At 64.3% G+C, this 25030-nt stretch carries 30 protein-coding genes; 4 read left to right on the forward strand and 26 right to left on the reverse strand.

Translation table 11 applies throughout. The features are described 5' to 3' along the window. Nucleotides 1–166: 166 nt before the first annotated feature. The 3 genes from prpE to K4043_RS12870 all read right to left on the reverse strand — a co-directional run bounded on the left by prpE (nucleotide 167) and on the right by K4043_RS12870 (nucleotide 3751). Nucleotides 167–2044: a propionate--CoA ligase gene (prpE, locus tag K4043_RS12860; RefSeq protein ID WP_265309555.1), complete on the reverse strand. Its 1878-nt coding sequence runs from the start codon at nucleotides 2042–2044 to the stop codon at nucleotides 167–169. A 162-nt stretch (nucleotides 2045–2206) separates the two neighbouring features. Continuing rightward, nucleotides 2207–3193: a malate dehydrogenase gene (locus K4043_RS12865; protein WP_121042906.1), complete on the reverse strand. Its 987-nt coding sequence runs from the start codon at nucleotides 3191–3193 to the stop codon at nucleotides 2207–2209. 63 nt (nucleotides 3194–3256) lie between these two features. Next, nucleotides 3257–3751, reverse strand: a complete 495-nt coding sequence (locus tag K4043_RS12870; protein WP_121042904.1) for a peptidylprolyl isomerase — start codon at nucleotides 3749–3751, stop codon at nucleotides 3257–3259. A 340-nt stretch (nucleotides 3752–4091) separates the two neighbouring features. Here K4043_RS12870 and typA point away from each other — a divergent pair, with 340 nt between their 5' ends. The 3 genes from typA to K4043_RS12885 are packed head-to-tail and all read left to right on the forward strand — an operon-like array spanning nucleotide 4092 to nucleotide 8111. Beyond that, nucleotides 4092–5939, forward strand: a complete 1848-nt coding sequence (gene typA, locus K4043_RS12875) for a translational GTPase TypA (protein ID WP_121042902.1) — start codon at nucleotides 4092–4094, stop codon at nucleotides 5937–5939. Between the two features lie 14 nt (nucleotides 5940–5953). Beyond that, entirely contained in the window at nucleotides 5954–6439 is a 486-nt protein-coding gene (locus K4043_RS12880) for a DUF2127 domain-containing protein (protein WP_121042900.1), read from the forward strand. Nucleotides 6440–6494: 55 nt separating this feature from the next. Then, on the forward strand, nucleotides 6495–8111 hold the full coding sequence (locus K4043_RS12885) for an amidase (protein ID WP_265309556.1): 1617 nt from the start codon (nucleotides 6495–6497) through the stop codon (nucleotides 8109–8111). A gap of 77 nt (nucleotides 8112–8188) precedes the next feature. On the opposite strand, the gene K4043_RS12890 is transcribed toward K4043_RS12885, so the two are convergent. Together K4043_RS12890 and K4043_RS12895 are read right to left on the reverse strand one after the other, a co-directional pair. Beyond that, nucleotides 8189–9328, reverse strand: a complete 1140-nt coding sequence (locus tag K4043_RS12890; RefSeq protein ID WP_265309811.1) for a mechanosensitive ion channel family protein — start codon at nucleotides 9326–9328, stop codon at nucleotides 8189–8191. A gap of 110 nt (nucleotides 9329–9438) precedes the next feature. Then, complete coding sequence (locus tag K4043_RS12895) at nucleotides 9439–10827, reverse strand: 3-deoxy-7-phosphoheptulonate synthase class II (protein ID WP_123728456.1); 1389 nt, start codon at nucleotides 10825–10827, stop codon at nucleotides 9439–9441. A gap of 214 nt (nucleotides 10828–11041) precedes the next feature. Here K4043_RS12895 and K4043_RS12900 point away from each other — a divergent pair, with 214 nt between their 5' ends. Continuing rightward, nucleotides 11042–13168 (forward strand): TonB-dependent receptor, encoded by a 2127-nt coding sequence (locus K4043_RS12900; RefSeq protein WP_265309557.1) that lies wholly within the window; start codon nucleotides 11042–11044, stop codon nucleotides 13166–13168. A gap of 116 nt (nucleotides 13169–13284) precedes the next feature. Here the strand turns inward: K4043_RS12900 and K4043_RS12905 are convergent, their stop codons facing one another. The 21 genes from K4043_RS12905 to rpsC all read right to left on the reverse strand — a co-directional run bounded on the left by K4043_RS12905 (nucleotide 13285) and on the right by rpsC (nucleotide 25021). Then, complete coding sequence (locus tag K4043_RS12905; protein ID WP_265309558.1) at nucleotides 13285–13794, reverse strand: disulfide bond formation protein B; 510 nt, start codon at nucleotides 13792–13794, stop codon at nucleotides 13285–13287. 363 nt (nucleotides 13795–14157) lie between these two features. Then, a complete protein-coding gene (gene rplQ, locus K4043_RS12910; RefSeq protein WP_123728453.1) occupies nucleotides 14158–14544 on the reverse strand; it encodes a 50S ribosomal protein L17 in 387 nt (128 codons plus the stop codon). A gap of 201 nt (nucleotides 14545–14745) precedes the next feature. Continuing rightward, complete coding sequence (gene rpoA / locus K4043_RS12915) at nucleotides 14746–15744, reverse strand: DNA-directed RNA polymerase subunit alpha (protein WP_123728452.1); 999 nt, start codon at nucleotides 15742–15744, stop codon at nucleotides 14746–14748. A gap of 54 nt (nucleotides 15745–15798) precedes the next feature. After that, nucleotides 15799–16428: a 30S ribosomal protein S4 gene (gene rpsD / locus K4043_RS12920; RefSeq protein WP_019186164.1), complete on the reverse strand. Its 630-nt coding sequence runs from the start codon at nucleotides 16426–16428 to the stop codon at nucleotides 15799–15801. Between the two features lie 14 nt (nucleotides 16429–16442). Further along, the gene (rpsK, locus tag K4043_RS12925; protein WP_017355427.1) at nucleotides 16443–16832 is read right to left on the reverse strand and encodes a 30S ribosomal protein S11; all 390 of its coding nucleotides are present in this window, start codon (nucleotides 16830–16832) and stop codon (nucleotides 16443–16445) included. A gap of 12 nt (nucleotides 16833–16844) precedes the next feature. After that, nucleotides 16845–17201, reverse strand: a complete 357-nt coding sequence (rpsM, locus tag K4043_RS12930) for a 30S ribosomal protein S13 (protein WP_019186163.1) — start codon at nucleotides 17199–17201, stop codon at nucleotides 16845–16847. A gap of 345 nt (nucleotides 17202–17546) precedes the next feature. Then, nucleotides 17547–18902, reverse strand: coding sequence for a preprotein translocase subunit SecY (secY, locus tag K4043_RS12935; protein WP_019186162.1), 1356 nt, complete (start codon nucleotides 18900–18902; stop codon nucleotides 17547–17549). Between the two features lie 3 nt (nucleotides 18903–18905). Beyond that, nucleotides 18906–19349, reverse strand: coding sequence for a 50S ribosomal protein L15 (rplO, locus tag K4043_RS12940; protein WP_019186161.1), 444 nt, complete (start codon nucleotides 19347–19349; stop codon nucleotides 18906–18908). Nucleotides 19350–19353: 4 nt separating this feature from the next. After that, a complete protein-coding gene (gene rpmD, locus K4043_RS12945) occupies nucleotides 19354–19545 on the reverse strand; it encodes a 50S ribosomal protein L30 (RefSeq protein WP_121042886.1) in 192 nt (63 codons plus the stop codon). Then, the gene (gene rpsE / locus K4043_RS12950) at nucleotides 19538–20077 is read right to left on the reverse strand and encodes a 30S ribosomal protein S5 (protein WP_121042884.1); all 540 of its coding nucleotides are present in this window, start codon (nucleotides 20075–20077) and stop codon (nucleotides 19538–19540) included. The genes rpmD and rpsE overlap by 8 nt, the downstream gene beginning before the upstream one ends. Before the next feature lie 158 nt (nucleotides 20078–20235). Further along, on the reverse strand, nucleotides 20236–20589 hold the full coding sequence (gene rplR, locus K4043_RS12955) for a 50S ribosomal protein L18 (protein WP_123728451.1): 354 nt from the start codon (nucleotides 20587–20589) through the stop codon (nucleotides 20236–20238). Nucleotides 20590–20620: 31 nt separating this feature from the next. Next, entirely contained in the window at nucleotides 20621–21148 is a 528-nt protein-coding gene (rplF, locus tag K4043_RS12960; protein WP_123728450.1) for a 50S ribosomal protein L6, read from the reverse strand. 18 nt (nucleotides 21149–21166) lie between these two features. Continuing rightward, nucleotides 21167–21565 carry a 30S ribosomal protein S8 gene (gene rpsH, locus K4043_RS12965; RefSeq protein WP_019186156.1) on the reverse strand — a complete coding sequence of 133 codons (399 nt, stop codon included), beginning with the start codon at nucleotides 21563–21565 and terminating at the stop codon, nucleotides 21167–21169. 242 nt (nucleotides 21566–21807) lie between these two features. Beyond that, entirely contained in the window at nucleotides 21808–22113 is a 306-nt protein-coding gene (gene rpsN, locus K4043_RS12970; RefSeq protein WP_121042878.1) for a 30S ribosomal protein S14, read from the reverse strand. Nucleotides 22114–22131: 18 nt separating this feature from the next. Continuing rightward, a complete protein-coding gene (rplE, locus tag K4043_RS12975; RefSeq protein WP_019186154.1) occupies nucleotides 22132–22674 on the reverse strand; it encodes a 50S ribosomal protein L5 in 543 nt (180 codons plus the stop codon). A gap of 11 nt (nucleotides 22675–22685) precedes the next feature. Next, nucleotides 22686–23003, reverse strand: coding sequence for a 50S ribosomal protein L24 (gene rplX, locus K4043_RS12980; protein WP_017355416.1), 318 nt, complete (start codon nucleotides 23001–23003; stop codon nucleotides 22686–22688). A 16-nt stretch (nucleotides 23004–23019) separates the two neighbouring features. Then, a complete protein-coding gene (rplN, locus tag K4043_RS12985; RefSeq protein ID WP_017355415.1) occupies nucleotides 23020–23388 on the reverse strand; it encodes a 50S ribosomal protein L14 in 369 nt (122 codons plus the stop codon). A gap of 13 nt (nucleotides 23389–23401) precedes the next feature. Beyond that, the gene (gene rpsQ, locus K4043_RS12990; protein ID WP_121042876.1) at nucleotides 23402–23671 is read right to left on the reverse strand and encodes a 30S ribosomal protein S17; all 270 of its coding nucleotides are present in this window, start codon (nucleotides 23669–23671) and stop codon (nucleotides 23402–23404) included. Nucleotides 23672–23682: 11 nt separating this feature from the next. Then, on the reverse strand, nucleotides 23683–23868 hold the full coding sequence (gene rpmC / locus K4043_RS12995; RefSeq protein ID WP_019186151.1) for a 50S ribosomal protein L29: 186 nt from the start codon (nucleotides 23866–23868) through the stop codon (nucleotides 23683–23685). Next, nucleotides 23868–24281 (reverse strand): 50S ribosomal protein L16, encoded by a 414-nt coding sequence (rplP, locus tag K4043_RS13000; RefSeq protein ID WP_019186150.1) that lies wholly within the window; start codon nucleotides 24279–24281, stop codon nucleotides 23868–23870. Before rplP ends, rpmC begins: the two co-directional genes overlap by 1 nt. A gap of 5 nt (nucleotides 24282–24286) precedes the next feature. Continuing rightward, complete coding sequence (rpsC, locus tag K4043_RS13005; protein WP_121042874.1) at nucleotides 24287–25021, reverse strand: 30S ribosomal protein S3; 735 nt, start codon at nucleotides 25019–25021, stop codon at nucleotides 24287–24289. Nucleotides 25022–25030: the final 9 nt, after the last annotated feature.

Raw genomic sequence — 25030 nt, forward strand, 5'->3', positions numbered from 1 at the left:
GCCGCTACGTGCGCGCCCCCTTGCAACGATCACCTGCGCAGCTTACCCGAGCCTCCGCATCGGCTGTAATGCGCTGCAGCACGGGCCGGCCGGCGCGTGGCGGACATGAAAAGGCCCGCCTCTCCGAAGAGGGCGGGCCCGGGGAGCGCAGGCGGTTATTGGCGCCCTAGGTACCCAGCGCGCGCCGGATCTCGTCCAACGCCGCCGGGTCGTCCAGGGTCGACAGATCACCCGGATCACGTTCCTCCGCCAGCGCCTGCAGCGAGCGCCGCAGCAGTTTGCCCGAACGCGTCTTGGGCAGCGCGTTGACGATATGGATGTGCGCCGGCCGCGCGACCGCGCCCAGGGTATTGGTCACCCGCTGCATCATCTCGGCCGCCACGGCACTGCCATCGCCCTGCAGGGCCTGCTTGAGGGTGACGAACACCAGCGGCACCTGGCCCTTGAGTTCGTCCTTGACCCCGATCACGGCGGCCTCGGCCACCAGCGGATGGCCGGCGATGCATTCTTCGATCTCGCGCGTGCCCAGGCGGTGCCCGGCCACGTTGATGACATCGTCGGTGCGGCCGAGGATGAAGGTGTAGCCGTCTTCGTCCTGGATCGCCCAGTCCAGCGAGCTGTACAGCAGTTCCTTGAAGTGGCTGAAGTAACTCTGGATGAAGCGCGCGTCGTCCTTCCAGACCGTGGTCATGCAGCCCGGCGGCAGCGGCGGGATCATCACCAGCACGCCCTTCTGCCCCGGCGCGACGGTCTCGCCGGTGTTCTCGTCGATGACCTTCATCCGGTAGCCGAGGTTCGGGAAACCGGGCGAGCCGAAGCGCACCGGTTTCATGTCCACGCCCGGCAGCAGGGTCAGTGCCGGCCAGCCGGTTTCGGTCTGCCAGTAGTTGTCGATGATCGGCTTGCCGAGTGCATCGTTGATCCAGTGCGCGGTCGGCTCATCGAGCGGTTCGCCGGCGAGGAACACGTACTTCAGTGCTTCCAGATCGTGGCGGCGGATGAAATCGGCATCGTGCTTCTTGAGCACGCGGATCGCGGTCGGCGAGGAGAACAGCGTGCGCACGCCGTACTGTTCGCACAGCGCCCACCAGATGCCCGGGTCCGGATGGGTCGGCAGCCCTTCGTACAGCAGCGAGGTGCAGCCGCCGATCAGTGGGCCGTAGACGTTGTAGGAATGCCCGACCGCCCAGCCCACATCCGAGGTGGAGAACATCACCTGGCCGGGCTTGCAGTCGAACACCGTCTCCATCGACTGCGCCATCGCTACTGCGTAGCCGCCGACATCACGCTGTACGCCCTTCGGCTTGCCGGTGGTGCCGGAGGTGTAGAGCAGATAGCTCGGCTCACTGGATTCCAGCCACACCACCGGTATATCCTGGTCACCTACCTCGGCACGCAGCGTGGCGTAATCGACGTCGCGACCGGGCACCTTCGGCTCGGCCGGGTCCAGACCGCGCGAGACGATCAGCACGTGCGGTGGCGGCGAAGCGGCTTCGGCGCAGGCGGCATCGACCATCGCCTTGTAGGGAATCACTTTGCCGCCGCGCTTGCCGGCGTCGGCGGCGATCAACAGCTTCGGTTCGGCGTCATCGATGCGCAGTGCCAGGTTGTGCGCGGCGAAACCGCCGAACACCACCGAGTGGATCGCCCCGATGCGTGCGCACGCCAGCATCGCGAACACCGCTTCGGCCATGTTCGGCATGTAGATCACCACGCGGTCGCCACGCTGCACGTCCAGCCGCTGCAGCACGGCGGCGAAGGCATTCACTTCGCGGTGCAGCTCACGGTAGGTGATCTCGCGGGTAACACCGGTTTCACTGGAGATGGCGACAAGGGCGAGCTGGTCGGGACGGTCGACCAGATGGCGGTCCACCGCGTTGTAGCAGAGGTTGGTTTCCCCGCCGACGAACCAGCGCCGGAACGGCGGGTTGCTGTAGTCGAGGATCTGCTGCGGCGGGGTATGCCAATAGATGCGATGGGCCTCTTCGCCCCAGAACGCCTCGGGTTCATCGACCGAACGTCGATAGACATCTTCGTAACGCATGACAGCCCTCCCAGACAAAGTCATGGGATCGAGCATAGTCCGATGGTGAGGCGCGGGCCGTCCGACCTTGGTCGTAGGGAGACCAAAAAAAAACGCCGGGCAATGCCCGGCGTTTCTTCCATCAGACACCGACCAACGGCCAGCACCTGTCGTGACGTGCGATCAACCCAGCAGGTGGGCGACGCCGGAGCGCTCTTCTTCCAGCTCGGCCAGGGTCTTGTCGATGTACTTCTGGCTGAAGTCGTCGACCGGCAGATCCTTGACCAGGGTGTACTCGCCGTTCTCGGTGGTGACCGCGAAGCCGAAGATCACGCCTTCCGGGATGCCGTAGGAGCCGTCGGACGGCACACCCATGGTGACCCACTTGCCGTTGCTGCCCAGCACCCAGTCACGGATGTGGTCGACGGCGGCATTGGCCGCCGAGGCCGCCGAGGACGAGCCACGGGCTTCGATGATCGCCGCGCCGCGCTTGCCCACGGTCGGGATGAAGGTGGAGGCGTTCCATTCCTGGTCGTTGATCGCCTCGGCGATGGAGGCACCCTCGGCGGTGGCGAAACGGTAATCCGGGTACATGGTCGGGCTGTGGTTGCCCCACACGATCAGCTTCTCCATGCCACCGACCGGCTTGCCGAGCTTGGTCGACAGCTGGCTCAGCGCACGGTTGTGGTCCAGGCGCAGCATGGCGGTGAAGTTGCGCGGGTTCAGATCCGGTGCCGACTTCATGGCGATGTAGGCGTTGGTGTTGGCCGGGTTGCCGACCACCAGCACCTTGACGTCACGCTTGGCGACCTTGTTCAGCGCCGCGCCCTGGGCGGTGAAGATCTTCGCGTTTTCCAGCAGCAGATCCTTGCGCTCCATGCCCGGGCCGCGCGGACGCGCGCCGACCAGCAGGGCGATGTCGGCATCCTTGAAGGCCACTTCGGCGTCATCGGTACCGACCATGCCGGCCAGCAGCGGGAAGGCGCAGTCTTCCAGTTCCATCATCACGCCGCGCAGGGCGGCCTGGGCCTTGTCGACCGGCAGCTCGAGCAGCTGCAGGATGACCGGCTGGTCCTTGCCCAGCATGTCGCCGGAGGCGATGCGGAACAGCAGGGCGTAGCCGATCTGGCCGGCGGCGCCGGTCACGGCAACACGAACAGGTGCTTTCATGGGGATTTCCTCTGCTAAGAATCGTAAAAACGGCCCCCTTCACAGGGGGCCGTCGGGATCGGATCAGGCGCTGGGGATGAGCTTGTTCCACTCCGCCACGCGCTCGGCCTGGGCGGCCAGCACGGCGTCGGTGTCGCCTTCCAGGGTGATCGAATGGATCACGTCGCCCTGCTTGACCGAGTCCACGATGGCCTGGCCGTCGAGCACCTGACCGAACACGGTGTGCTTGCCGTCCAGCCAATCGGTCTTGATGTGGGTGATGAAGAACTGGCTGCCGTTCGTGTTCGGGCCGGCATTGGCCATCGACAGCGAACCGACCTGGTGCTTCACGCCATTCTTTTCATCTTCGAACTTGTAGCCCGGGCCGCCGGTGCCCTGGCCCTTGGGGCAGCCGCCCTGGATCATGAAGTCCGGGATCACGCGGTGGAAGACCAGGCCGTCATAGAAGCCGTGCTTGACCAGGTTGACGAAGTTGGCGACCGTCAGCGGGGCCTTGTCGGCGAACAGCTCGACCTTGATCGGGCCCTGGGTGGTGTCGAAAGTGGCGATGAGGGACATGCAAATCCTTGGGGTACGGGGGTTTGTCGTTAGCCCCATAGGATACACCGCGCCCCCTGACCAACGGGCGCCTGTTGGACAAACGCGTCGCCACGCGCCCAGGCACCTCCGCGCCGACACGGAAACGCTTTGCTGAATGCCTCAGGGACAGCGGTAGTGCCGGCCGTTGGCCGGCAGCCAGGCAGAACCTGCCGGAGATCATGGGGTTGCCGGCCAGCGGCCGGCACTACCTGAATGCCCGTCCGGCAAGGCTTGCGACGTACTTTTCGCGATTGGTCATCTTGGCCGTATAATGTTGGACTTCTTTTTCCAAATCCGGCGCCGACTGGCCCCCTTTCGCATGTCTATCGAAAATCTTCGCAACATCGCCATCGTCGCCCACGTCGACCACGGTAAGACCACCCTCGTCGACCAGCTGCTCAAGCAGTCCGGCACCCTCTCCGAGCGCACCGTGCTCGCCGAGCGCGTGATGGACAGCAATGACCAGGAAAAGGAACGCGGCATCACCATCCTGGCCAAGAACACGGCCATCACCTGGGAAGACAAGAAGACCGGTATCAAGAACCGGATCAACATCGTCGACACCCCGGGACACGCCGACTTCGGCGGCGAAGTGGAGCGCGTGCTGTCGATGGTCGACACCGTGCTGATCCTCGTCGACGCGATGGACGGCCCGATGCCGCAGACCCGCTTCGTCACCCAGAAGGCCTTCGCGATGGGCTTCAAGCCGATCGTCGTGGTCAACAAGGTCGACCGCCCGGGCTCGCGTCCGGATTGGGTGATCGACCAGGTCTTCGACCTGTTCGACAAGCTCGGCGCCACCAATGAGCAGCTCGACTTCCCGATCGTCTACGCCTCGGCCCTGAACGGCTACGCTGGCCTGGAAGACACCGTGCGCGACGGCGACATGACCCCGCTGTACGAAGCGATCATGCAGCACGCGCCGATGCCGGAAGTGGACCCGGAAGGTCCGTTCCAGATGCGCATCAGCCAGCTGGACTACAACAACTTCGTGGGCGTGATCGGCATCGGCCGCGTGCAGCGCGGCACCCTGAAGAAGAACATGCAGGTCGCGGTCATCGATCGTGAAGGCAAGAAGCGCAACGGCAAGGTCGCGCAGGTGCTGGGCTTCCTGGGCCTGGAGCGCATCGAGCAGGACACCGCCGAGGCCGGCGACATCGTCGCCATCTCCGGTATTCCGGAACTGACCATCTCCGACACCCTGTGCCACCCGGATACCCCGGAAGCACTGCCGGCGCTGACCGTCGATGAACCGACGATCTCGATGACCTTCCAGGTCAACAACTCGCCGTTCGCCGGCAACAAGGACCTGTCCGGTGGCAAGTTCCTGACCAGCCGCCAGATCAAGGACCGTCTGGACCGCGAGCAGGTCCACAACGTGGCCCTGAAGGTGGAACAGCTGGAAGACGCCGACAAGTTCCTGGTCTCCGGCCGTGGCGAACTGCATCTGTCGGTGCTGATCGAGAACATGCGTCGTGAAGGCTACGAGCTCGCCGTGTCGCGTCCGGAAGTGATCATCAAGCAGATCGACGGCCAGGCCATGGAGCCGATCGAGCAGCTGGTGGTGGACATCGAAGAACAGCATCAGGGCGGCGTCATGGAAAAGCTGGGCACCCGCAAGGGCCAGCTGAAGAACATGGAGCCGGACGGCAAGGGCCGTGTGCGTCTGGAATACCAGATCCCGGCCCGTGGCCTGATCGGTTTCCAGAACGAGTTCAAGACCCTGACCCAGGGTTCGGGCCTGCTGTTCCACGTGTTCGACCATTACGGTCCGAAGGAACAGGGTTCGATCGCCAAGCGCCAGAACGGCGTGATGATCGCCAATGCCCCGGGTGCCACCCCGGCTTACTCCCTGGGCCCGCTGCAGGAACGCGGCAAGCTGTTCGCTGCTGAAGGCGACAACGTGTATGAAGGCCAGCTGGTCGGCATCCACTCCAAGGACAACGATCTGACCGTCAACGCGATCAAGACAAAGCCGCTGACCAACATGCGCGCCTCGGGCAAGGACGATGCGATCCAGCTGACCCCGGCGATCAAGTACTCGCTGGAGCAGGCCCTGGACTTCATCGAAGACGACGAGCTGGTCGAGATCACCCCGAAGGAAATCCGCCTTCGCAAGAAGGGCCTGACCGAAAGCGACCGCAAGAAGGCCTCGCGCGGCGGCTGATCGGACCCATTGTCGTGATCGACAAGCCCTACAACCCGGATCCTCACAAGCATCCGGGGCTTCACCTGATCGCCTTGCTGGAAGCCAGCAAGGCGGTTCTGGCGCTATTGGCTGCGACCGGGCTGGAAATGCTCGGTCCGCAGCCCCTGCGCGATGCGGTCAATGCCTTGATCCGCCGGTTCAGCCTGGACCCGGATCACGGCACCCTGCCCTCGCTGCTCAACATGATCAGCCCCGATGCAGTGCATCTGGCGGCTGCTGCGATGGTCGCCTACGGCGTCCTGCACCTGTTCGAGGCCTGGGGCCTCTGGCGCGCCAAAGCCTGGGCCTCCTGGCTGGGCTGCGTCACCGCCGGCATCTACCTGCCGTTCGATATCTACGCCATCCTCCGCCATCCGGGCTGGGCCTCGTGGTCGGTGCTGGTAATCAATCTGATCGTGGTCGGCGTACTCGCCCGCGACATCCGCAAACGCCACGGCACGATCGCCAACGCGGCTTGAGTTGCCAAGCGCCGCCTGTGCTGGTTAGCCTGTCGGCCGGTTCGGGGGAACAGGCATGCGCCTGACACTGACGTCATTGATGCTCATCGCACTGGCCGGCTGCAGCCCGGGCCCGGCGCCCCTGCATGCCCGCGAATCGCCCACGCCCTCACCGACCGCAGCGCTGCCATTCGCCTATGCCGAGGCCGACATCAGCGCGCTGCAAGCGCGCATGGCCAGCGGCGAGCTGGACAGCGTCACCCTGACCCGCGCCTACCTGGAGCGGATCGCCCGCCTCGACCGGGCCGGCCCGCGCCTGCGTGCGGTGATCGAGCTCAATCCCGATGCGCTGCGCGAGGCCGCCCAGCTGGACGCCGAGCGCCGCCAAGGGCAGCTGCGCGGCCCGCTGCACGGCATCCCGCTGCTGCTCAAGGACAACATCGGGGCCAGCCCGATGAATACCACCGCCGGCTCGCTGGCCCTGGAAGGCTTCCGCCCCGACGATGCGTTCCTGGTCAAGCGGCTGCGCGCGGCCGGTGCGCTGATCCTGGGCAAGACCAACCTCAGTGAGTGGGCCAACTTCCGCTCCAGCCAATCGATCTCCGGCTGGAGCGCGCGCGGCGGCCAGACGCGCAATCCCTACCGGCTCAGCCATAACCCGTGCGGCTCGAGCAGCGGCAGCGCGGTGGCGGTCTCGGCCAATCTGGCGGTGGCCGCGATCGGCACCGAAACCGATGGCAGCATCGTCTGCCCGGCCGCGGTCAACGGCGTGGTCGGATTGAAGCCAACCGTGGGACTGGTCAGCCGCGAAGGCATCATCCCGATCTCCTTCAGCCAGGACACTGCCGGCCCGATGACGCGCAGTGTGGCCGATGCGGCGGCCCTGCTGACCGCCATGGCCGGACGTGACGAAGCCGACCCGGCCACCGCGACCATGCCCGGACGCGCCGTGTACGACTACACCTCACGCTTGAACGCCGATGGCCTGCGCGGTGCGCGGATCGGCGTGCTGTATGGCGACCTGGTGCAGAAGCCGGGCATCGCCCCGGCCCTGCAGCATGCGGTCGCCGTGCTGCGCGACGCGGGCGCGACCGTGGTGCCGGTGCAGTTGCCGACCCAGGGCCAGTGGCAGGAGGCTGAGCAGATCGTGCTGATGCATGAGTTCAAGGCTGGGCTGCAGCGCTACTTCACCACCTACCAGGCGCCGGTGCGCACGCTGGACGACGTCATCGCGTGGAACCGGCAGCATGCAGGCAAGGAGCTGGCGCTGTTCGATCAGGACCTGATGGACACCGCCGCCACCATGGGCGGCCTTGGCAGCCCGGAGTACATCCGCGCGCGCAGCGATGCCCGCCGGTTGGCCGGTCCGGACGGCATCGATGCGGTGCTGCGCGAGCAGAACCTCGATGCGCTGGTGGCACCGACCACCGGGGCGGCCTGGCCGATCCGGCCCGGCCGCGGCGATGACTTCCCGGGTGAGAGTTACAGCGCGGCCGCGGTGGCGGGGTACCCCAGCCTGACCGTGCCGATGGCACACGTGAACGGGCTGCCGCTGGGGCTGCTGTTCATGGGTACCGCCTGGAGCGAGCCACGGCTGATCGAGCTGGGCTACGCCTACGAACAACGCACCCGCGCGCGTCGCCCGCCGCGGTTCCAGACCGACAGCCTGCTGACGAACGGCGTCGTGCCCTGAGGGCGTGTACCCACCAACGGTCGGTACCTACCCGATAACGTACGCCCCGCGTTGGTAGTGCCGGCCGCTGGCCGGCATTACCGGGATACGTCACCCGGGTCCGGCAGGACCGCCGGCTCACCATCTTCGGCACCGGGCGAGCGCACGTCCTCGGCCGGCTGCGAACGCGCGCGGCGCGTCGGCGTGGCCTCCTGATTGAGCTCGGCGCGGGTGCGCGGCAACGACTGAGGATGTTCGCGCGCGAGAAAATCGAGCATGCGTTCGCGCACGATGCAGCGTAGATCGAAGGCATCGCCGGAGTTGCGGGCGCTCACCAGCAGACGCACCTGCAGGGTGTGCTCGCTGGTCTCGGTCACCTGGGTCACGCAGACCTGGCCATCCCACAGCGCCTCGCCTTTGCAGATGCGCTCCAGCTCGGCGCGGATCGCCGGGATCGGCGCGGTGTAATCCAGCCACAGGAAGGCGGTGCCGAGCAGATCGGCGCTGCGCCGGGTCCAGTTCTGGAACGGGTGTTCGATGAACCAGGTCAACGGCACCACCATGCGCCGCGCATCCCAGATCCGCACCACCACGTAGCTGCTGTTGATCTCTTCCACCCGGCCCCATTCGCCCTCGACGATCACCACATCGTCCAGCCGGATCGGCTGGGTCAAGGCGATCTGCAGGCCGGCGATCAGGTTGCCGAACACCGGCTTGGCCGCGATACCGGCGACCAGGCCGATGATGCCGGCCGAGGCCAGCAGCGCGGTGCCGATCTGGCGCACCATCGGGAAGGTGAGCAGGATCAGCGAGACGCCCACCAGGATGATCGCGCCCATCAGCACGCGACTCAGCACCCGGGTCTGGGTCTGGATACGGCGTGCTTCGAGGTTGTCGGCCACCTCCATCGGATGGTCGCGCAGGATCGCCTGCTCGCCCGCGGCCACGGCCCGCACCAGCAGCCAGATGACGCAGCCGGTCACACCGATGTGCAGCAGCCGCAGCGCCTGTTCAAGCCGGTGTTCCTGCAGCGGCGTCGCTTCGAGTGCGGGAATCAACAGCAGCAGCGGCAGGGCGAACGCCAGCGGTCGGCTGATCACGCGCGCGATGCGGGCGCGGCGGTAGTCGCGGTCTTTCAGCCGCCGCGTCAACGCCATCAACAACCACCAGCCGCTGATCCCGATCGCCAGGGCGATCGAGATCGGCCATAGATACAGCGCTGCCTGCTGCCAGTCCACGGTCACTGCACGCTCCTGTGTTCTTCGCAAGGAAGTGCACAGCATGCCGGTGCCACCATGACCATCGTGTCAGGCGAATGTAAGGTGCGTGTCGAGGACACGCACCGGTATCAGTCGGCGTAGTGCGCCTGTTTGCGCACGATCGCCATCGCGATTTCCAGCGACTGCTCGTAGTTCAGGCGCGGATCCACCGACGAGCGGTACGCGCGTTCCAGGTCGCGCTCGGTCAGCTCACGCGCACCGCCGGTGCATTCGGTCACGTCCTCACCGGTCAGCTCCAGATGCACGCCGCCCAGCCGCGTGCCGGCCGCGGCGTGCAGGTCGAAGGACATCTCGACCTCGCCACGTACGTTGTCGAAACGACGCGTCTTGTAGCCGTTGCTGGTGCTCTCGGTATTGCCATGCATCGCATCGCACACCCACAGCACGCGCCGGCCATCGCGCTTCACCGCGTTCAACAGCGGCGGCAGTTTTTCGGCGATCTGTGCCGCCCCCATGCGGTGGATGAAGCTCAGGCGGCCCGGCTCGTCCTCGGGGTTGAGCACGTCGATCAGGCGCAGCAGCTGATCCGGCTGCACCGACGGGCCCACCTTGATTGCGATCGGGTTGCGCACGCCACGCAGATACTCCACGTGCGCGCCATCGAGGGCCGCGGTGCGCATGCCGATCCACGGATAATGCGTGCTCAGGTTCAACCAGCCCTGCTGGCGCGGCACCTGGCGGGTCAACGCCTGCTCGTAGGGCAGCAGCAGCGCTTCGTGCGAGGTGTAGAAATCGATCCGGTTGAGGTTGTACACCTGCGTGCCGGACAGCGTTTCCATGAAACGCACCGCATCGCCGATCGAGGACACCATCTTCTGGTAATCGGCGGCCAGCGGCGAGTGCCGCACCCACTCCAGGTTCCAGTATTCGGGATGGTGCAGATCGGCGAAGCCGCCATCGATCAGCGCCCGCACGAAGTTCATCGTCATCGCCGAGTGCGCATGCGCCTGCAGCATCCGGCGCGGGTCCGGCAGGCGGGCGGCCTCGGTGAACTCCGGCGCATTGATCACATCGCCGCGGTAGCTCGGCAGGGTCAGGCCGTCGCGGGTTTCGGTATCGGCCGAGCGCGGCTTGGCGTACTGCCCGGCGAAACGCCCGACCCGGATCACCGGCTTGCGCATGCCGTGCACCAGCACCAGGCTCATCTGCAGCAGCACCTTGAGCCGGTTGGAGATGGTGGTGGATTCGCAGTCGCTGAAGTTCTCCGCGCAGTCACCGCCCTGCAGCAGGAAGCGCTTGCCTTCCTGGGCATCGGCCAGCTGCTGCTTGAGCGCCAGGATCTCCCAGGAGGTCACCAGCGGCGGCAGCCGCTTGAGCTCGTGCAACGCGGCATCCAGCGCCAGCGGGTCCGGGTAGGTCGGCATCTGCAGCGCCGGCTTGCCACGCCAGCTCTCCGGCGACCAGGCGTCGACAGCGGTCGCGGCGGAATCGGCTACAGGCGGGGCGGACAGGCTCATCACGGACTTCCGGGGTGTGGGGCCGGTCATGGTCGCAGAGCGCGCCCCCGGCGCAAAGGGGCGGGCACATGCCCGCAGGCTGAACGCTGAAGAAAGGACACCGCGATCGGCCAGATCGCGCATGGTCCAGCGGCATCGGACAGGCGCATGATTTGTTACGGAGTAACACTTGCCAGGCCGGCCCCTCCTCCCATCGCCCAGCCAAGCCATCCTCATGAAGCCCTCCCTGCTTGCTACCGGTATTGCTGTTTCCCTGGCCCTGACCGGCCTGCCCGCCCTCGCCGCCACCCCCGCCAGCGCCGCCCCTGCGGTGACCGATCTGGATGCGGTCACGGTCAGCGCCAAACTCGACCAGGCGCGCAATGCGCTGTCGCCGGATATCGGCAGCAGCCAGTACCAGATCACCGCCGAAGACATCCAGAACCTGCCACTGGGCGCCTCCACCCCGTTGAACCAGGTGCTGCTGCAGGCCCCGGGCGTGGTCCAGGACTCCTACGGCGGTGTCCACGTGCGCGGCGACCACGCCAACCTCCAGTACCGCCTCAACGGCGTCCTGCTGCCCGAATCGATCTCCGGCTTCGGCCAGACCCTGGATGCCCGCGCGATCAAGAGCATCCGCCTGATGGACGGGGCGCTGCCGGCGCAGTTCGGCGAGCGCACCGCCGCCGTGGTGGACATCACCACCCGCAGCGGCGCCGAGCTGGGCAATGGCGGCAGCGCCGGCCTCACTGCCGGCTCCTACGGCAAGGTCAATCCCAACGCCTCGTGGTGGGGCAGCCAGGGCCGCTGGAGCTGGTATCTGACCGGCAACTACGACCAGAATCAGGTCGGCATGGAAAACCCCACCGCCTCGCGTACGCCGGACCACGATGACACCCACCAGGGCAAGGCGTTCGCCGACCTGACCTATCTGGTCAACGACGACACGCGCCTGAGCCTGTTCGCCGGGTTCTCCAACAATCGCTTCCAGATCCCGGTCAACCCCGGCCAGACCCCGCAGTTCGGCTACCTGGATACGGTCACTGCGGACTCCGCCGCGCTGGACGAAACCCAGCGCGAGACCACCCGCTTCGGCATGCTGGTGCTGCAGGGCGCGCTGGGCAACACCGCCTACCAGGTCTCGGCCGGGCAGCGCTACAGCGACCTGTCCTTCAACCCGGACCTGGCTGGCGATCTGATCTTCAACGGCGTCGCCTCACAGGTGGAGCGCAGCAACCGCGCCAACACCGTGCAGGCCGATTTCTCCACCCCGCTGGGCGACAACCACACCGTGCGCTATGGCCTGTACGTCAACGCCGAACACGCCCGCGCCGGCAGCAACACCTGGGTGTTCCCGGTCGACGCCGACGGCCGACAGGCCAGCACCACGCCACTGCGCATTCCGGAGGCGAGTGCCTTCAACGCCACCACCACCGCGGTCTATCTGCAGGACGAATGGCGCCTCGGCGACGACTGGACCGTGAACTACGGCCTGCGCGGCGACCGCTACAAGGCGTTCGGTGGCACTGAAGGCCAGCTCAGCCCGCGGGTGGGCGTGGTCTGGAACGCCACCGACAGCACCACCGTGCACGCCGGGTACTCGCGCTACTTCACCCCGCCGGCCAGCGAACTGGTGGCCAGCAGCGACATCGCACTCTACGACGGCACCACCAACCAGCAACCGGCCGGAGGCAGCACCACGCCGCTGTCCGAGCGCAGCGACTACTACGACATCGGCGTCTCCCAGCAGCTGGGCGAACACCTCACCCTGGGCCTGGACGCCTACGACCGCAAGGTCGACCGCCTGCAGGACGAAGGCCAGTTCGGCGCCGCCTACATCTACTCGACGTTCAACTATCGCCTCGGCCACATCCACGGCGTGGAGTTCAGTGCCGACTACAGCAACGGCCCGCTCAGCGCCTACGTCAACGCCGCCTACAACAAGGCCACGGGCAAGCAGGTCATTACCGGCCAGTACAACCTGGATCCCGAGGCACTGGCCTACGTCCAGAACAACTGGATCCATCTGGACCACGACCAGAAACTGACCTCATCGGGCGGTATCAGCTACGCCTTCGCCGGCCACAACCGCCTGGGCGCGGACTACGTCTTCGGCAGCGGCCTGCGCTCGGATGCCGAGGGCATCCCCAACGGCGGCGAGCTCCCCGCCTACCTGCAGCTCAACCTCAGCGCCGGCCACGACTTCAACGCCGACAGCGGCCACCCGCTGCACGCGCAGCTCGCCCTGGTCAACGCACTGGATCGCAGCTACCAACTGCGCGACGGCGGCGGCATCGGCGTCTTCGCCCCGCAGTGGGGTCCGCGCCGCGGCGCCTACCTCAGCCTGCAGCAGGACTTCTGAGCTTCGCGAGGAAGCCCTGCCACTGGATCACGTCACAAGAGCATCCAGACCTGATCGCAGCACCCGGCCTGGCACGCGTTGCGTGCCAGGCCGAGGTCACTGAGTTGAGAAACGCCTCAGTGGCGACGACGCGAACGGAACGCCGTCACCAGCGCCCACACCGCCAAGGCCGTGAACCACACCAAACTCCACATCGGCATCGTCAGGCCCAGGAACTGCCAATCGATGTTGCCGCAGTTGCCGGTACCGGTCAGCACGGTGCGGAACACCTCGAACGGTCCCATCGTCTCACTGAGGAAACTCAGCGGCGGCCCACAGCTCGAGCCCATGTCCTGCGGCAGCAACTGCACATACACATGCCGACCGGCAATACCGATACCGACCGCGGCCGCGATGAAGGCCAGCCCCCCATACGTCTTCCGCCCGGCCGGATCCCGCGGACCATGCAGCGCCCCGATCAGGAACAGCAGCCCCAGCGCCGCGAATGCAATCCGCTGGAAAATGCACAACGGACACGGCTCCAGCCCCATCTTCAACTGCAGGAAGATCGCATACCCCAACAGTGCCGCGCAGACCAGAAACCCCAACAGGAACTGGGCGCGGAAACTCCAACGCAATGGATTCATTGCCAACACTCGTGAAAGTCCAGGCCGCAAGATTAACAGGGCCGCGACCCGCCGCCACGCAGCCGGCCAACGGCCGGCTCTACCTATGCCGCGCACAGCCTCCGCTTTGCCCCCATGCGCACCGACCATGTGTGCAGGCGTTGGCGCGGGTGGGTTGGCGGGACCATGAGCGCCATGGATGGCGCGACATGAGCCTCCATGGACGGATTTACGGCGTGTCCCGCCAACCCACCCGCGCCGACGCCCCCCCCTCACCCGCAGCGCCATGCTCTTGCCTTGGCCTTGGCCCTTATCAACCCCCAGAAACGGAAAAACCCGGCACAAGGCCGGGTTCTTCACCGAATAACGGGTGTAGCTCGAAGATTACTCTTCGACGGCTTCAGCCACAGCAGCCGGACGATCGACCAGCTCAACATAGGCCATCGGCGCATTGTCGCCAGCGCGGAAACCGCACTTCAGCAGACGCAGGTAACCGCCCGGACGGGTCGCGTAACGCGGGCCCAGGGTGGTGAACAGATTGCCGACGGCTTCGTTGTCACGCAGGCGAGCGAACGCCAGACGACGGTTGGCAACCGAATCAACCTTGGCCAGGGTGATCAGCGGCTCAGCAACGCGGCGCAGTTCCTTGGCCTTCGGCAGGGTGGTCTTGATCAGCTCGTGCTTGAACAGCGACGCGGCCATGTTCTTGAACATTGCTTCGCGGTGGGCGCTGGTGCGGTTGAACTTACGACCGGACTTCATATGACGCATGACGGTGATTCCTGAAGTGAATGTTGGATCGGTTGGATATCGCTGTCGCCATCCTGGCGTTGTTGCTTGGACTGCGGATGGTCCGGTGCCAGCCGTCCTGGCTGGCCGTCACCGCAGGCTATCGACCTGTCGGTGCGGGGTGTTGCCGGTGAAGCCCCCGCACCCGAAGGTGCGGGGTCAAGCATCTTGCGTAGCGCTGGATCAGCCGAGCATACCGTGCTGGGCGACACCGGCCGGCGGCCAGTTCTCCAGCTTCATGCCGAGCGAAAGACCGCGCTGTGCGAGGACTTCCTTGATCTCGGTCAGCGACTTCTTGCCGAGGTTCGGGGTCTTGAGCAGCTCCACTTCGGTCTTCTGGATCAGATCGCCGATGTAATAGATGCTCTCTGCCTTGAGGCAGTTGGCCGAACGCACGGTCAGTTCCAGGTCGTCGATCGGGCGCAGCAGCACCGGATCCACGCCGTTGTTGGCCGGCTTGACTGCACCGCGGTCGCGGTGGGTGAAGTCACCGAAGACCGACAGCTGATCGCTGAGGATGTCGGCGGCAGTGCGCACGGCTTCCTCGGCATCGATCGTGGCGTTGGTTTCGATGTCCAGCACCAGCTTGTCCAGATCGGTACGCTGTTCAACGCGGGCCGCTTCCACCGAATAGGCGACGCGACGGACCGGCGAGAACGAGGCGTCCAGAACCAGACGGCCGATGGCACGGGTTTCTTCATCCGGACGACGACGAGCAGCAGCCGGCTGATAGCCGAAACCGCGCTCGACCTTCAGACGCATGTTGATCGCCACATCCTTGGTGAGATGGCAGATCACATGATCCGGATTGAGGATCTCGGTGTTATGGTCGATCTTGATATCGGCAGCGGTCACGACACCCGGACCCTGCTTGGACAGCGACAGCGTAGCGTTGTCACCGGTATGCATGCGGATGGCCACATCCTTCAGGTTGAGCAGGACTTCCAGCACGTCCTCCTGCAAGCCTTCAAGCGTGGTGTACTCGTGCAGTACGCCATCGATTTCCACTTCGGTGATGGCGAAGCCCGGGATGGACGACAGCAGCACGCGACGCAGGGCGTTGCCCAGCGTATGCCCGTAACCACGCTCCAAGGGTTCGATGACGACCTTGGCGCGGGTATCGGTAAGGCGTTCGATCTGCGGACCGCGAGGACGCAGAACCTGGTTGGCGGTAACCGTCATGTTGCGGGTTCTCCTGCGAACCTCCGGTGTGACCCGGAGGTTCTCCAATGTGAATTACTTCGAATACAACTCGACGATCAGCGCTTCGTTGATATCCGCAGGCAGGTCCGAACGATCCGGCACGGCCTTGAAGATGCCGGCGAACTTGCCGGAATCCACTTCAACCCACGACGGACGCAGGTCATGCGTGGCAGACACGGTCAGGGCTTCCTGGACGCGCAGCTGCTTGGCAGCCTTCTCGGACAGAGCGACGGCGTCGCCAGCCTTGACCTGGTACGAAGCCAGGTTGACCGACTTGCCGTTCACGGTGACACCGCGGTGCGAGACCAGCTGACGGGCAGCCGGACGGGTCACTGCGAAGCCCATGCGGTAAACGACGTTGTCAAGACGGGTTTCCAGCAACTGCAGCAGGTTCTCGCCGGTGTTGCCCTTCTTGGTCGAGGCCTTCTTGTAGTAGTTGCGGAACTGACGCTCCAGCAGACCGTAGATACGCTTGACCTTCTGCTTTTCACGCAGCTGGGTAGCGTAGTCGGACAGCTTGCCCTTACGGGCAGTGGCGCCGTGCTGGCCGGGCTTCTGCTCCAGCTTGCACTTGGAGTCCAGCGCGCGCGCCGGGCTCTTGAGGGAAAGGTCGGCGCCTTCGCGGCGGGCGAGCTTACAGGTAGGACCGATATAACGAGCCATTTCTTATCGCTCCTTTAGACGCGACGCTTCTTCGGCGGACGGCACCCGTTGTGCGGGATTGGCGTCACGTCGATGATGTTGGTGATCTTGTAGCCCACGTTGTTCAGCGAGCGCACGGCCGACTCACGACCCGGACCCGGGCCCTTGATACGGACTTCCAGGGACTTGACGCCGTAGTCGAGCGCGGCACGGCCGGCCTTCTCGGCAGCCACCTGGGCAGCGAACGGGGTGGACTTACGCGAACCGCGGAAGCCAGCGCCACCGGAGGTCGCCCACGACAGAGCGTTGCCCTGACGGTCGGTGATGGTCACGATGGTGTTGTTGAAAGAAGCATGGACGTGGGCGACGCCGTCAGTGACGACGCGCTTGATCTTCTTCTTGGTCTTAGCGACGGGCTTAGCCATTTCTTAGGTCCCTTACTTCCTGATCGCCTTGCGCGGGCCCTTGCGGGTGCGGGCGTTGGTACGGGTGCGCTGGCCACGAAGCGGCAGACCGCGACGGTGACGCAGACCGCGGTAGCAGCCCAGGTCCATCAGGCGCTTGATCGCGATACCGATTTCACGGCGCAGATCGCCTTCCACGATGTACTTGCCGACTTCGAGACGCAGACGCTCGATTTCCGGCTCCGACAGATCGCGGATCTTGGTGGTCGAGGTCACGCCTGCGGCGTCGCAGACCTTCTTCGAACGGGTACGGCCGATGCCGTAAATGCTTTGCAACCCGACCCAGACGTGCTTCTGGGCTGGCAGGTTGACGCCTGCAATACGCGCCATGACGCGGTTCTCCAGCTGAGTGATGGCCGACAGCGCACCATGGGCGCGCCAATCCGGCAGGATGGATCAAAAAAGTGAACTAGCGATTCTATCAAGGTCTCGGTTTACTTGGAAGCCCGTGGAACCGTGAGGTTCCATGGACCCGGCGTGGGGAGTGTGCCCATGCTCCGGCGCCGGATGTCGTTGACTGCAGAGGTTGCCCCCGCCGCCGCCCGCGCTACTCCCGCGCAGGACCACCACATCACACCCCCACCCGAAACCGCTGCAGGGGCCGCCCTTCGATTTGGAAGGCCAGTCCGGGAACCGGAGGGCCTTCGCAACAAGAAGACTAGTGTAACAGGTCAATCAGCCGCGGGCAAAACCGCCGCGGTTGCCGCCCTTCAGGTTGGCCTTCTTCAACAGGCTCTCATACTGGTGCGACATCAGGTGCGCCTGGATCTGGGCAATGAAGTCCATCACCACCACCACCACGATCAGCAGCGAGGTGCCGCCGAAGTAGAACGAGGCGCCGAGCTGGGTGCGCAGGATTTCCGGCAGCAGACAGACGATCACCAGGTACAGCGAACCGGCCGCCGTCAGACGGGTCAGCACGGCATCCACGTAGTCGGCGGTGGCCTTGCCCGGACGGATGCCCGGAATCAGCGCGCCCGACTTCTTCAGGTTGTCGGCGGTTTCCTGCGAGTTGAACACCAGCGCGGTGTAGAAGAACGCGAAACCACTGATCAGCGCAGCGAACACGATCATGTGCAGCGGCTCGCCCGGCCCGAGGGCGTTGGCGACCTTCTGCAGCCACGTGGCCGAACTGGCCTGGCCGGACCACATGGCCAGCGTCGTCGGGAATGCCAGGATGCTCGAGGCGAAAATGGCCGGGATCACGCCCGCCATGTTCAGCTTCAGCGGCAGGAACGAGGTCTGGTTCATGTAGGCGTTGCGGCCACCCTGTCGACGTGCGTAGTTCACCGTGATGCGGCGTTGGCCGCGCTCGACGAACACCACGAAGTAGGTGAAGGCCAGCACCACCAGCACGATCAGCAGCAGGGCGATGAAGCTCATGTTGCCGTCGCGGTAGGCTTCCACGGTGTGGATGACCGCGCCCGGCAGGCCGGCCACGATACCGGCGAAGATGATCAGCGACACACCGTTACCGATGCCGCGCTCGGTGACCTGCTCACCGACCCACATCAGGAAGATGGTACCGGCGGTCAGCGCGACGATGGCGGTGAGCACGAAGCCCATGCCCGGTGCGTAGACGACCGGGGCACCGCCCGGGGAGACCTGGTTCTGCAGCGCCAGCGCAATGCTGCCGCCCTGCACCACCGCCAGCAACACGGCGCCGATGCGGGAATATTGGGTGATCTTGCGACGACCCGATTCACCTTCCTTCTGCATCGACTTCAATGCGGGGAAGATGTGGACCGCCAGCTGCATCACGATGGATGCCGAGATGTACGGCATCACGTTTAGCGCAAAAATGCTGAAACGGTGCAGGGCGCCGCCCGAGAACATGTTGAACATGTCCACGATGCCGCCGCCCTGCGCCTGCATGAGCGCAAGCATGGCATCGGGATTGACGCCAGGCACCGGCACATAACAGCCGATGCGGTAGACGATCAATGCCCCGATGACGAACAGCAGTCGCTGGCGGAGTTCCGTGAACTTGCCGAGCCCGCCGCCGAGGTTACCAATGCCAGCTTGCGCCATGTCTTACTCCTGTACGCTGCCGCCGGCAGCTTCGATCGCGGCCTTGGCACTGGCCGTTGCTGCGACGCCCTTCAGGGTGAATGCCTTGGTCAGGTCACCCTTCATGACGATCTTGGCACGCTTAGCGGTGCTCGGGACCAGCTTGGCAGCGCGCAGCGCGGCAAAGTCGATCTCGCCAGCTTCCAGACGCTCAAGCTGGTAGGACAGCACTTCAGCCGTGTCCTTGGCGATCTTGGAACGGAAACCGACCTTCGGCAGACGACGCTGCATGGGGGTCTGGCCGCCTTCGAAGCCTGCCTTGATCTTGCCGCCACCCTTACGGGCGAACGAACCCTTGTGGCCGCGGCCGCAGGTCTTGCCCAGGCCGGAGCCGATACCACGGCCCACGCGGGTGCGCTCTTTGCGCGCGCCCGGTGCCGGGCTCAGTTCATTGAGATGCATGGTCATTGGATTATTCCTCAACCTTGACGAGGTAGTGGACCTTGTTGATCAGACCGCGAACCTGCGGGCTGTCCTTCAGTTCACGTACGCTATTGAGCTTGCCGAGGCCAAGCGCCTTCACCGACAGGCGGTGACGTGCCTGGGCGCCGCGCAGGCCGCCAACCAGACGGACCTTGATGGTCTTGGTGGTGTCATTAGCCATGGTTGAGATCCTCCACCTTCTTGCCGCGCTTGGCCGCGATGCGGGCCGGCGACTGCATTTCGCTCAGACCCTTCAGCGTGGCGCGAACCAGGTTGATCGGGTTGCGCGAGCCGACGGCCTTGGCCAGCACGTTCTTGACGCCAACGGCTTCCAGGACGGCGCGCATGGCACCACCGGCGATCACACCGGTACCTTCGGAGGCCGGCATCATGAACACGCGGGCTGCGCCGTGGCCGGACTTCACCGGGTGCCACAACGTGCCGTTGTTCAGATCGACGTTGGCCAGGTTCTTGCGAGCCTGCTCCATCGACTTCTGGATGGCGACCGGCACTTCGCGCGCCTTGCCGTAACCGAAACCGACCTTGCCTGCGCCGTCACCGACCACGGTCAGTGCGGTGAAGGTGAACTGGCGACCGCCCTTGACGGTCTTGCTGACGCGGTTGACCGCGACCAGCTTCTCGATCATGCCGTCGTCGACTTTCTCTTCGCGGCGATCGCGATCGCGACCCCGCTGCTGACGTTCTTCTGCCATGTTGATTCCTTGATTGATTGAGTATGTACGGCTCAGGGCCGCTTATAGCTGTGAGATGGAGCAGTGATTCGAGAGCCCCTGCAGAAGAAGGACGTCGCCCGGCGCAACCCGCGCCGGCAGGCAGGCGGAAGCGGGGACCAGCCCCGCTTCCTTATCCCTTAGAACTGCAGGCCGCCTTCGCGGGCTGCATCAGCCAGTGCCTTGATGCGACCGTGGTAGCGGTAGCCCGAGCGGTCGAAAGCGACCTTCTCGATACCCGCAGCCTTGGCGCGCTCGGCGACCAGCTTGCCAACCTTGACGGCGGCGTCGCTGTTCTTGCCATTCTTCAGGCCTTCCTTGACGTCGGCCTGGGTGGTGTTGGCCGACGCCAGCACCTTGGAGCCATCGGCGGTGAAGACCTGGGCGTACAGGTGCTGACCGGTGCGAAGCACCGACAGACGCGGCACGCCGAGCACACGGATGTGGGCGCGGGTCGACTTGGCACGACGCAGACGAGCGATGTTCTTGTTCATGATCTTTTTCCTTGAAAGCTGAGGGCGTGAGTTACGCCTTCTTGGCTTCCTTACGAATGATGACTTCGCCGGCGTACTTCACACCCTTGCCCTTGTAGGGCTCCGGCGGACGGAAGCCACGGATCTTGGCGGCAACTTCGCCAACGCGCTGCTTGTCGTTGCCCTGCACCAGCACTTCGGTCTGGGTCGGGGTCGAAATGGTGATGCCTTCCGGCGCCACGAACAGGACCGGATGCGAGAACCCGAGCGACAGGTTCAGGTCCTTGCCCTGCATGGCAGCACGGTAGCCGACGCCGACCAGCTCGAGCTTGCGCTCGAAGCCTTCGGTGACGCCCTTGACCATGTTGGCCAGGATGGCGCGCACGGTGCCGGTGAGGGCGACCAGCGAGGCATCGTTGGCAGACAGCGTGGCAACGCCGTTGTCGACAGTGATTTCAACGCCAGCAACCTTGGCAAGCGACAGGGTGCCCTTCGGGCCCTTCACGCTGACGGATTCCGGCTCGATGTTCAGTTCAACGCCCTTGGGCAGGTTGACTGGCTTCTTGGCTACGCGGGACATAGTTGGTTCCTTCTCGCCTTAGGCCACGAAGCACAGGACTTCGCCGCCGACGCCCAACTGGCGCGCCTGCGCATCAGTCATGATGCCCTTGGAGGTGGAGATGATGGAGATACCCAGGCCGTTGAGGACCTTCGGCAGCTCGGACTTGCCACGGTACTGGCGCAGACCCGAACGCGAGAAGCGCTTCAGGGTCTCGATGACCGGCTTGCCCTCGAAATACTTCAGGACGATTTCAAGCTCGGCCTTGTTGTTCTCGATCTTGGTCACGCGCAGATCGGTGATGTAGCCTTCGGCCTTCAACACCTCTGCGATTGCCACCTTGATCTTGGACGACGGTGCTTTCACCGTCTGCTTGCCAACCGCGGCCGCATTCTTGATGCGTACCAGCAGGTCGGCGATGGGATCAGTCATGCTCATAGTCGATACCTTTGAGTGCACCGATATCCGCTTTCGCGAAAATCTTGTGTCTACCTGGAATGGGCCAGGGCCCGTCTTCACACACTGCTCACGCCTTGCGGGCGAGCAAGACGCGGGAGTATACGGCAAAAAGAGCCCGACTTGCGTCGGGCTCTTTCAATTCGGGTTCAAGGTCGGCAGAACCGACCCTTCCCCCCTGCCCTGCGCCGTGAAGGCGCCGGACAGTTGAAGGGACGAATCCCTTACCAGCTGGCCTTGCGCAGGCCCGGCACGTCACCACGCATGGTGGCTTCACGCAGCTTGTTACGGCCCAGGCCGAACTTGCTGTACACGCCACGCGGGCGGCCCGAGAGCTCGCAACGGTTGCGGTGACGGCTCGGCGACGAGTCGCGCGGCAGCTTCTGCAGCTTGATGACGGCCTCGGCCTTTTCGTCGTACGACGCGGTCGCGCTGGAGATGATCTTCTTCAGCTCTTCACGCTTGCCGGCGTACTTGACGGCCAGCTTCGCACGCTTGAGGTCGCGGTTGACCATGGAGGTCTTTGCCATTTCGGATTCCTCGACGTATCAGTTACGGAACGGGAACTTGAACGCTGCGAGCAGCGCCTTCGCTTCCGCATCGGTCTTGGCGGTGGTGGTGATGGCGATATCCATGCCGCGGATCGCGTCGACAGCGTCGAAGTCGATTTCCGGGAAGATGATCTGTTCCTTCACACCCATGTTGAAGTTGCCACGACCGTCGAAGGAACGACCCGACACACCACGGAAGTCGCGCACGCGCGGCAACGAGATGTTGATCAGACGGTCCATGAACTCGTACATCTTTTCACGACGCAGCGTGGTCTTGCAGCCGATCGGCCAACCATCGCGGATCTTGAACGATGCCACCGAGACGCGGGACTTGGTCACGATCGGCTTCTGACCGGAGACCTTGGCCATATCGGCGACGGCATTTTCCAGGATCTTCTTGTTCGTGGCTGCTTCGCCGACACCCATGTTCAGGGTGACCTTGACCAGCTTCGGAACCTGCATCGGATTGGTGTAGCCGAACTGCTTCATCAGCGCCGGCACCACTTCTTCCTTGTAAAACTTTTCGAGACGGGAATTCATCTGCTCATTCCTCAGGCGTCGAGCGCCTCACCGCTGGAGCGGAACACACGCAGTTTGCGTCCATCCTCCAGCACCTTGAAGCCAACGCGCTCGCCCTTGCCCGAAGCCGGGTTCAGCACATTCACGTTGGAGATATGGATCGACGCTTCACGCTCGACCACGCCGCCGGCAACGCCTGCCTGCGGGTTCGGCTTGGTGTGGCGCTTGACGATGTTCACGTTGGCGACGATCACACGATCGCCGTCGACGCGGACGACTTCGCCCTGCTTGCCCTTGTCCTTGCCGGTGTTGACGACAACCTGGTCGCCCTTCTTGATACGGTTAGCCATGATTATCTCCTGTCGCTCACAGCACTTCGGGAGCGAGCGAGACGATCTTCATGAACTTCTCGGAACGAAGTTCACGCGTCACCGGTCCGAAGATGCGGGTACCGATCGGCTCTTGCTTGTTGTTGAGCAGGACCGCGGCGTTGGCATCGAAACGGATCAGCGAACCATCGGCGCGACGCACACCCTTGCGGGTACGCACCACGACGGCGTCGAACACTTCACCCTTCTTGACCTTGCCGCGCGGGATTGCATCCTTCACGGTGACCTTGATGATGTCGCCAATGTGCGCGTAGCGGCGCTTCGAGCCGCCGAGCACCTTGATGCACATCACTTCCTTGGCACCGGAATTGTCCGCGACTTCGAGGTAGCTCTGCATCTGGATCATGAGTCAGATCTCCTTATTGAACCGCACGCGTGATGACTTCCACCACGCGCCAGTTCTTGGTCTTGGACATCGGAGCAATCTCGGTCACACGAACGACATCACCTTCGTTGCAGGTGTTGTCGGCGTCGTGTGCGTGCAGCTTGGTCGAACGCTTGATGTACTTGCCGTACAGGGCGTGCTTGACCAGGCGTTCCACCAACACGGTGACCGTCTTGTCCATCTTGTTGCTGACGACACGGCCTTCGACCGTGCGCAGCGTCTTGCTGTCGTTGTTATCGCTCATCGCGGCCATCCTTACTTGGTGCTGCCGAGCAGGGTCTTGACGCGAGCGATCTCGCGGCGAACCCGGCGGGTTTCGTGGGTCTTCGGCAGCTGGCCAGTGACCTGCTGCATACGGAGCGAGAACTGCTCCTTACGCAGGTCGATCAGGTGGCTCTTCAGGTCGTCAGCCGACTTTTCGCGAAGTTGTTTGATATCCATCAGAGCACCGTCCGGGTCACGAAAGTGGTGGTCACGGAGAGCTTGGCGGCAGCCAGGCGGAACGCCTCACGTGCCACGTCTTCTGCGACGCCTTCGATTTCATAGATCATGCGGCCGGGCTGGATCTGGGCTACCCAGTACTCCACGTTGCCCTTACCAGAACCCATTCGGACTTCGATGGGCTTCTTGGTGATCGGCTTGTCGGGGAACACTCGGATCCACATCTTGCCGCCGCGCTTGACGTAGCGGCTGATCGAGCGGCGAGCCGCTTCGATCTGACGCGCGGTCAGCTGACCATGAGCGGTTGCCTTCAGGCCGTATTCGCCGAAGCTGACAGCGTTGCCGCTCCAGCTCAGACCATCGTTACGGCCCTTGTGTACCTTGCGGTATTTGGTTCGCTTGGGTTGCAACATTGTCGTTACCTCGCTTCACGAGCCGGGCGCGACGGACGGTCACCGCGATCGCCGCGATCGTTACGATCGTTGCGCGGGGAGTCGTCCTGCTTTTCCTGGCCAACCTGGGAGAAATCGAAGACTTCGCCCTTGTAGATCCAGACCTTGATGCCGATGATGCCGTAGGTCGTCTTGGCTTCAGCGAAGCCATAGTCGATGTCGGCACGCAGCGTATGCAGCGGCACGCGGCCTTCGCGGTACCACTCCGAACGGGCGATTTCTGCGCCGTTCAAGCGGCCACCGACGTTGACCTTGATGCCCAGGGCACCGAGGCGCATCGCGTTGCCGACCGAGCGCTTCATCGCGCGGCGGAACATGATGCGACGCTCAAGCTGCTGCGCGATCGACTCGGCAACCAGCTGTGCGTCCAGCTCGGGTTTACGCACTTCGGTGACGTTGATGTGCGCCGGGACGCCCATCATTTCGCTCACTTCCTTGCGCAGCTTCTCGATGTCCTCACCGCGCTTGCCGATCACCACGCCCGGACGGGCGGTGTGGATCGTCACGCGAGCGGTCTTTGCCGGACGCTCGATCAGGATCTTGCTGATGCCGGCCTGCGCAAGCTTCTTGCGCAGCATTTCCCGCACCTTCAGGTCGGCTGCCAGATAACCAGCGAACTCGGCCTTGTTGGCGTACCACTTGGAGTTCCAGTCCTTGGAAATGCCGAGGCGGATACCAATCGGATGAACTTTATGACCCATGGTGTTTTC

It is taken from the genome of Stenotrophomonas sp. SRS1 (assembly GCF_026130205.1).
GTDB lineage: Bacteria > Pseudomonadota > Gammaproteobacteria > Xanthomonadales > Xanthomonadaceae > Stenotrophomonas > Stenotrophomonas rhizophila_B.

Bases quoted from the DNA above. Each gene is read 5' to 3' on its own strand.
- prpE (WP_265309555.1), bottom strand. From the start codon at position 2,044: ATGCGTTACGAAGATGTCTATCGACGTTCGGTCGATGAACCCGAGGCG.
- K4043_RS12865 (WP_121042906.1), bottom strand. From the start codon at position 3,193: ATGAAAGCACCTGTTCGTGTTGCCGTGACCGGCGCCGCCGGCCAGATC.
- K4043_RS12870 (WP_121042904.1), bottom strand. From the start codon at position 3,751: ATGTCCCTCATCGCCACTTTCGACACCACCCAGGGCCCGATCAAGGTC.
- typA (WP_121042902.1), top strand. From the start codon at position 4,092: ATGTCTATCGAAAATCTTCGCAACATCGCCATCGTCGCCCACGTCGAC.
- K4043_RS12885 (WP_265309556.1), top strand. From the start codon at position 6,495: ATGCGCCTGACACTGACGTCATTGATGCTCATCGCACTGGCCGGCTGC.
- K4043_RS12895 (WP_123728456.1), bottom strand. From the start codon at position 10,827: ATGAGCCTGTCCGCCCCGCCTGTAGCCGATTCCGCCGCGACCGCTGTC.
- K4043_RS12900 (WP_265309557.1), top strand. From the start codon at position 11,042: ATGAAGCCCTCCCTGCTTGCTACCGGTATTGCTGTTTCCCTGGCCCTG.
- K4043_RS12905 (WP_265309558.1), bottom strand. From the start codon at position 13,794: ATGAATCCATTGCGTTGGAGTTTCCGCGCCCAGTTCCTGTTGGGGTTT.
- rplQ (WP_123728453.1), bottom strand. From the start codon at position 14,544: ATGCGTCATATGAAGTCCGGTCGTAAGTTCAACCGCACCAGCGCCCAC.
- rpoA (WP_123728452.1), bottom strand. From the start codon at position 15,744: ATGACGGTTACCGCCAACCAGGTTCTGCGTCCTCGCGGTCCGCAGATC.
- rpsD (WP_019186164.1), bottom strand. From the start codon at position 16,428: ATGGCTCGTTATATCGGTCCTACCTGTAAGCTCGCCCGCCGCGAAGGC.
- rpsK (WP_017355427.1), bottom strand. From the start codon at position 16,832: ATGGCTAAGCCCGTCGCTAAGACCAAGAAGAAGATCAAGCGCGTCGTC.
- rpsM (WP_019186163.1), bottom strand. From the start codon at position 17,201: ATGGCGCGTATTGCAGGCGTCAACCTGCCAGCCCAGAAGCACGTCTGG.
- secY (WP_019186162.1), bottom strand. From the start codon at position 18,902: ATGGCGCAAGCTGGCATTGGTAACCTCGGCGGCGGGCTCGGCAAGTTC.
- rplO (WP_019186161.1), bottom strand. From the start codon at position 19,349: ATGACCATGCATCTCAATGAACTGAGCCCGGCACCGGGCGCGCGCAAA.
- rpmD (WP_121042886.1), bottom strand. From the start codon at position 19,545: ATGGCTAATGACACCACCAAGACCATCAAGGTCCGTCTGGTTGGCGGC.
- rpsE (WP_121042884.1), bottom strand. From the start codon at position 20,077: ATGGCAGAAGAACGTCAGCAGCGGGGTCGCGATCGCGATCGCCGCGAA.
- rplR (WP_123728451.1), bottom strand. From the start codon at position 20,589: ATGAACAAGAACATCGCTCGTCTGCGTCGTGCCAAGTCGACCCGCGCC.
- rplF (WP_123728450.1), bottom strand. From the start codon at position 21,148: ATGTCCCGCGTAGCCAAGAAGCCAGTCAACCTGCCCAAGGGCGTTGAA.
- rpsH (WP_019186156.1), bottom strand. From the start codon at position 21,565: ATGAGCATGACTGATCCCATCGCCGACCTGCTGGTACGCATCAAGAAT.
- rpsN (WP_121042878.1), bottom strand. From the start codon at position 22,113: ATGGCAAAGACCTCCATGGTCAACCGCGACCTCAAGCGTGCGAAGCTG.
- rplE (WP_019186154.1), bottom strand. From the start codon at position 22,674: ATGAATTCCCGTCTCGAAAAGTTTTACAAGGAAGAAGTGGTGCCGGCG.
- rplX (WP_017355416.1), bottom strand. From the start codon at position 23,003: ATGGCTAACCGTATCAAGAAGGGCGACCAGGTTGTCGTCAACACCGGC.
- rplN (WP_017355415.1), bottom strand. From the start codon at position 23,388: ATGATCCAGATGCAGAGCTACCTCGAAGTCGCGGACAATTCCGGTGCC.
- rpsQ (WP_121042876.1), bottom strand. From the start codon at position 23,671: ATGAGCGATAACAACGACAGCAAGACGCTGCGCACGGTCGAAGGCCGT.
- rpmC (WP_019186151.1), bottom strand. From the start codon at position 23,868: ATGGATATCAAACAACTTCGCGAAAAGTCGGCTGACGACCTGAAGAGC.
- rplP (WP_019186150.1), bottom strand. From the start codon at position 24,281: ATGTTGCAACCCAAGCGAACCAAATACCGCAAGGTACACAAGGGCCGT.
- rpsC (WP_121042874.1), bottom strand. From the start codon at position 25,021: ATGGGTCATAAAGTTCATCCGATTGGTATCCGCCTCGGCATTTCCAAG.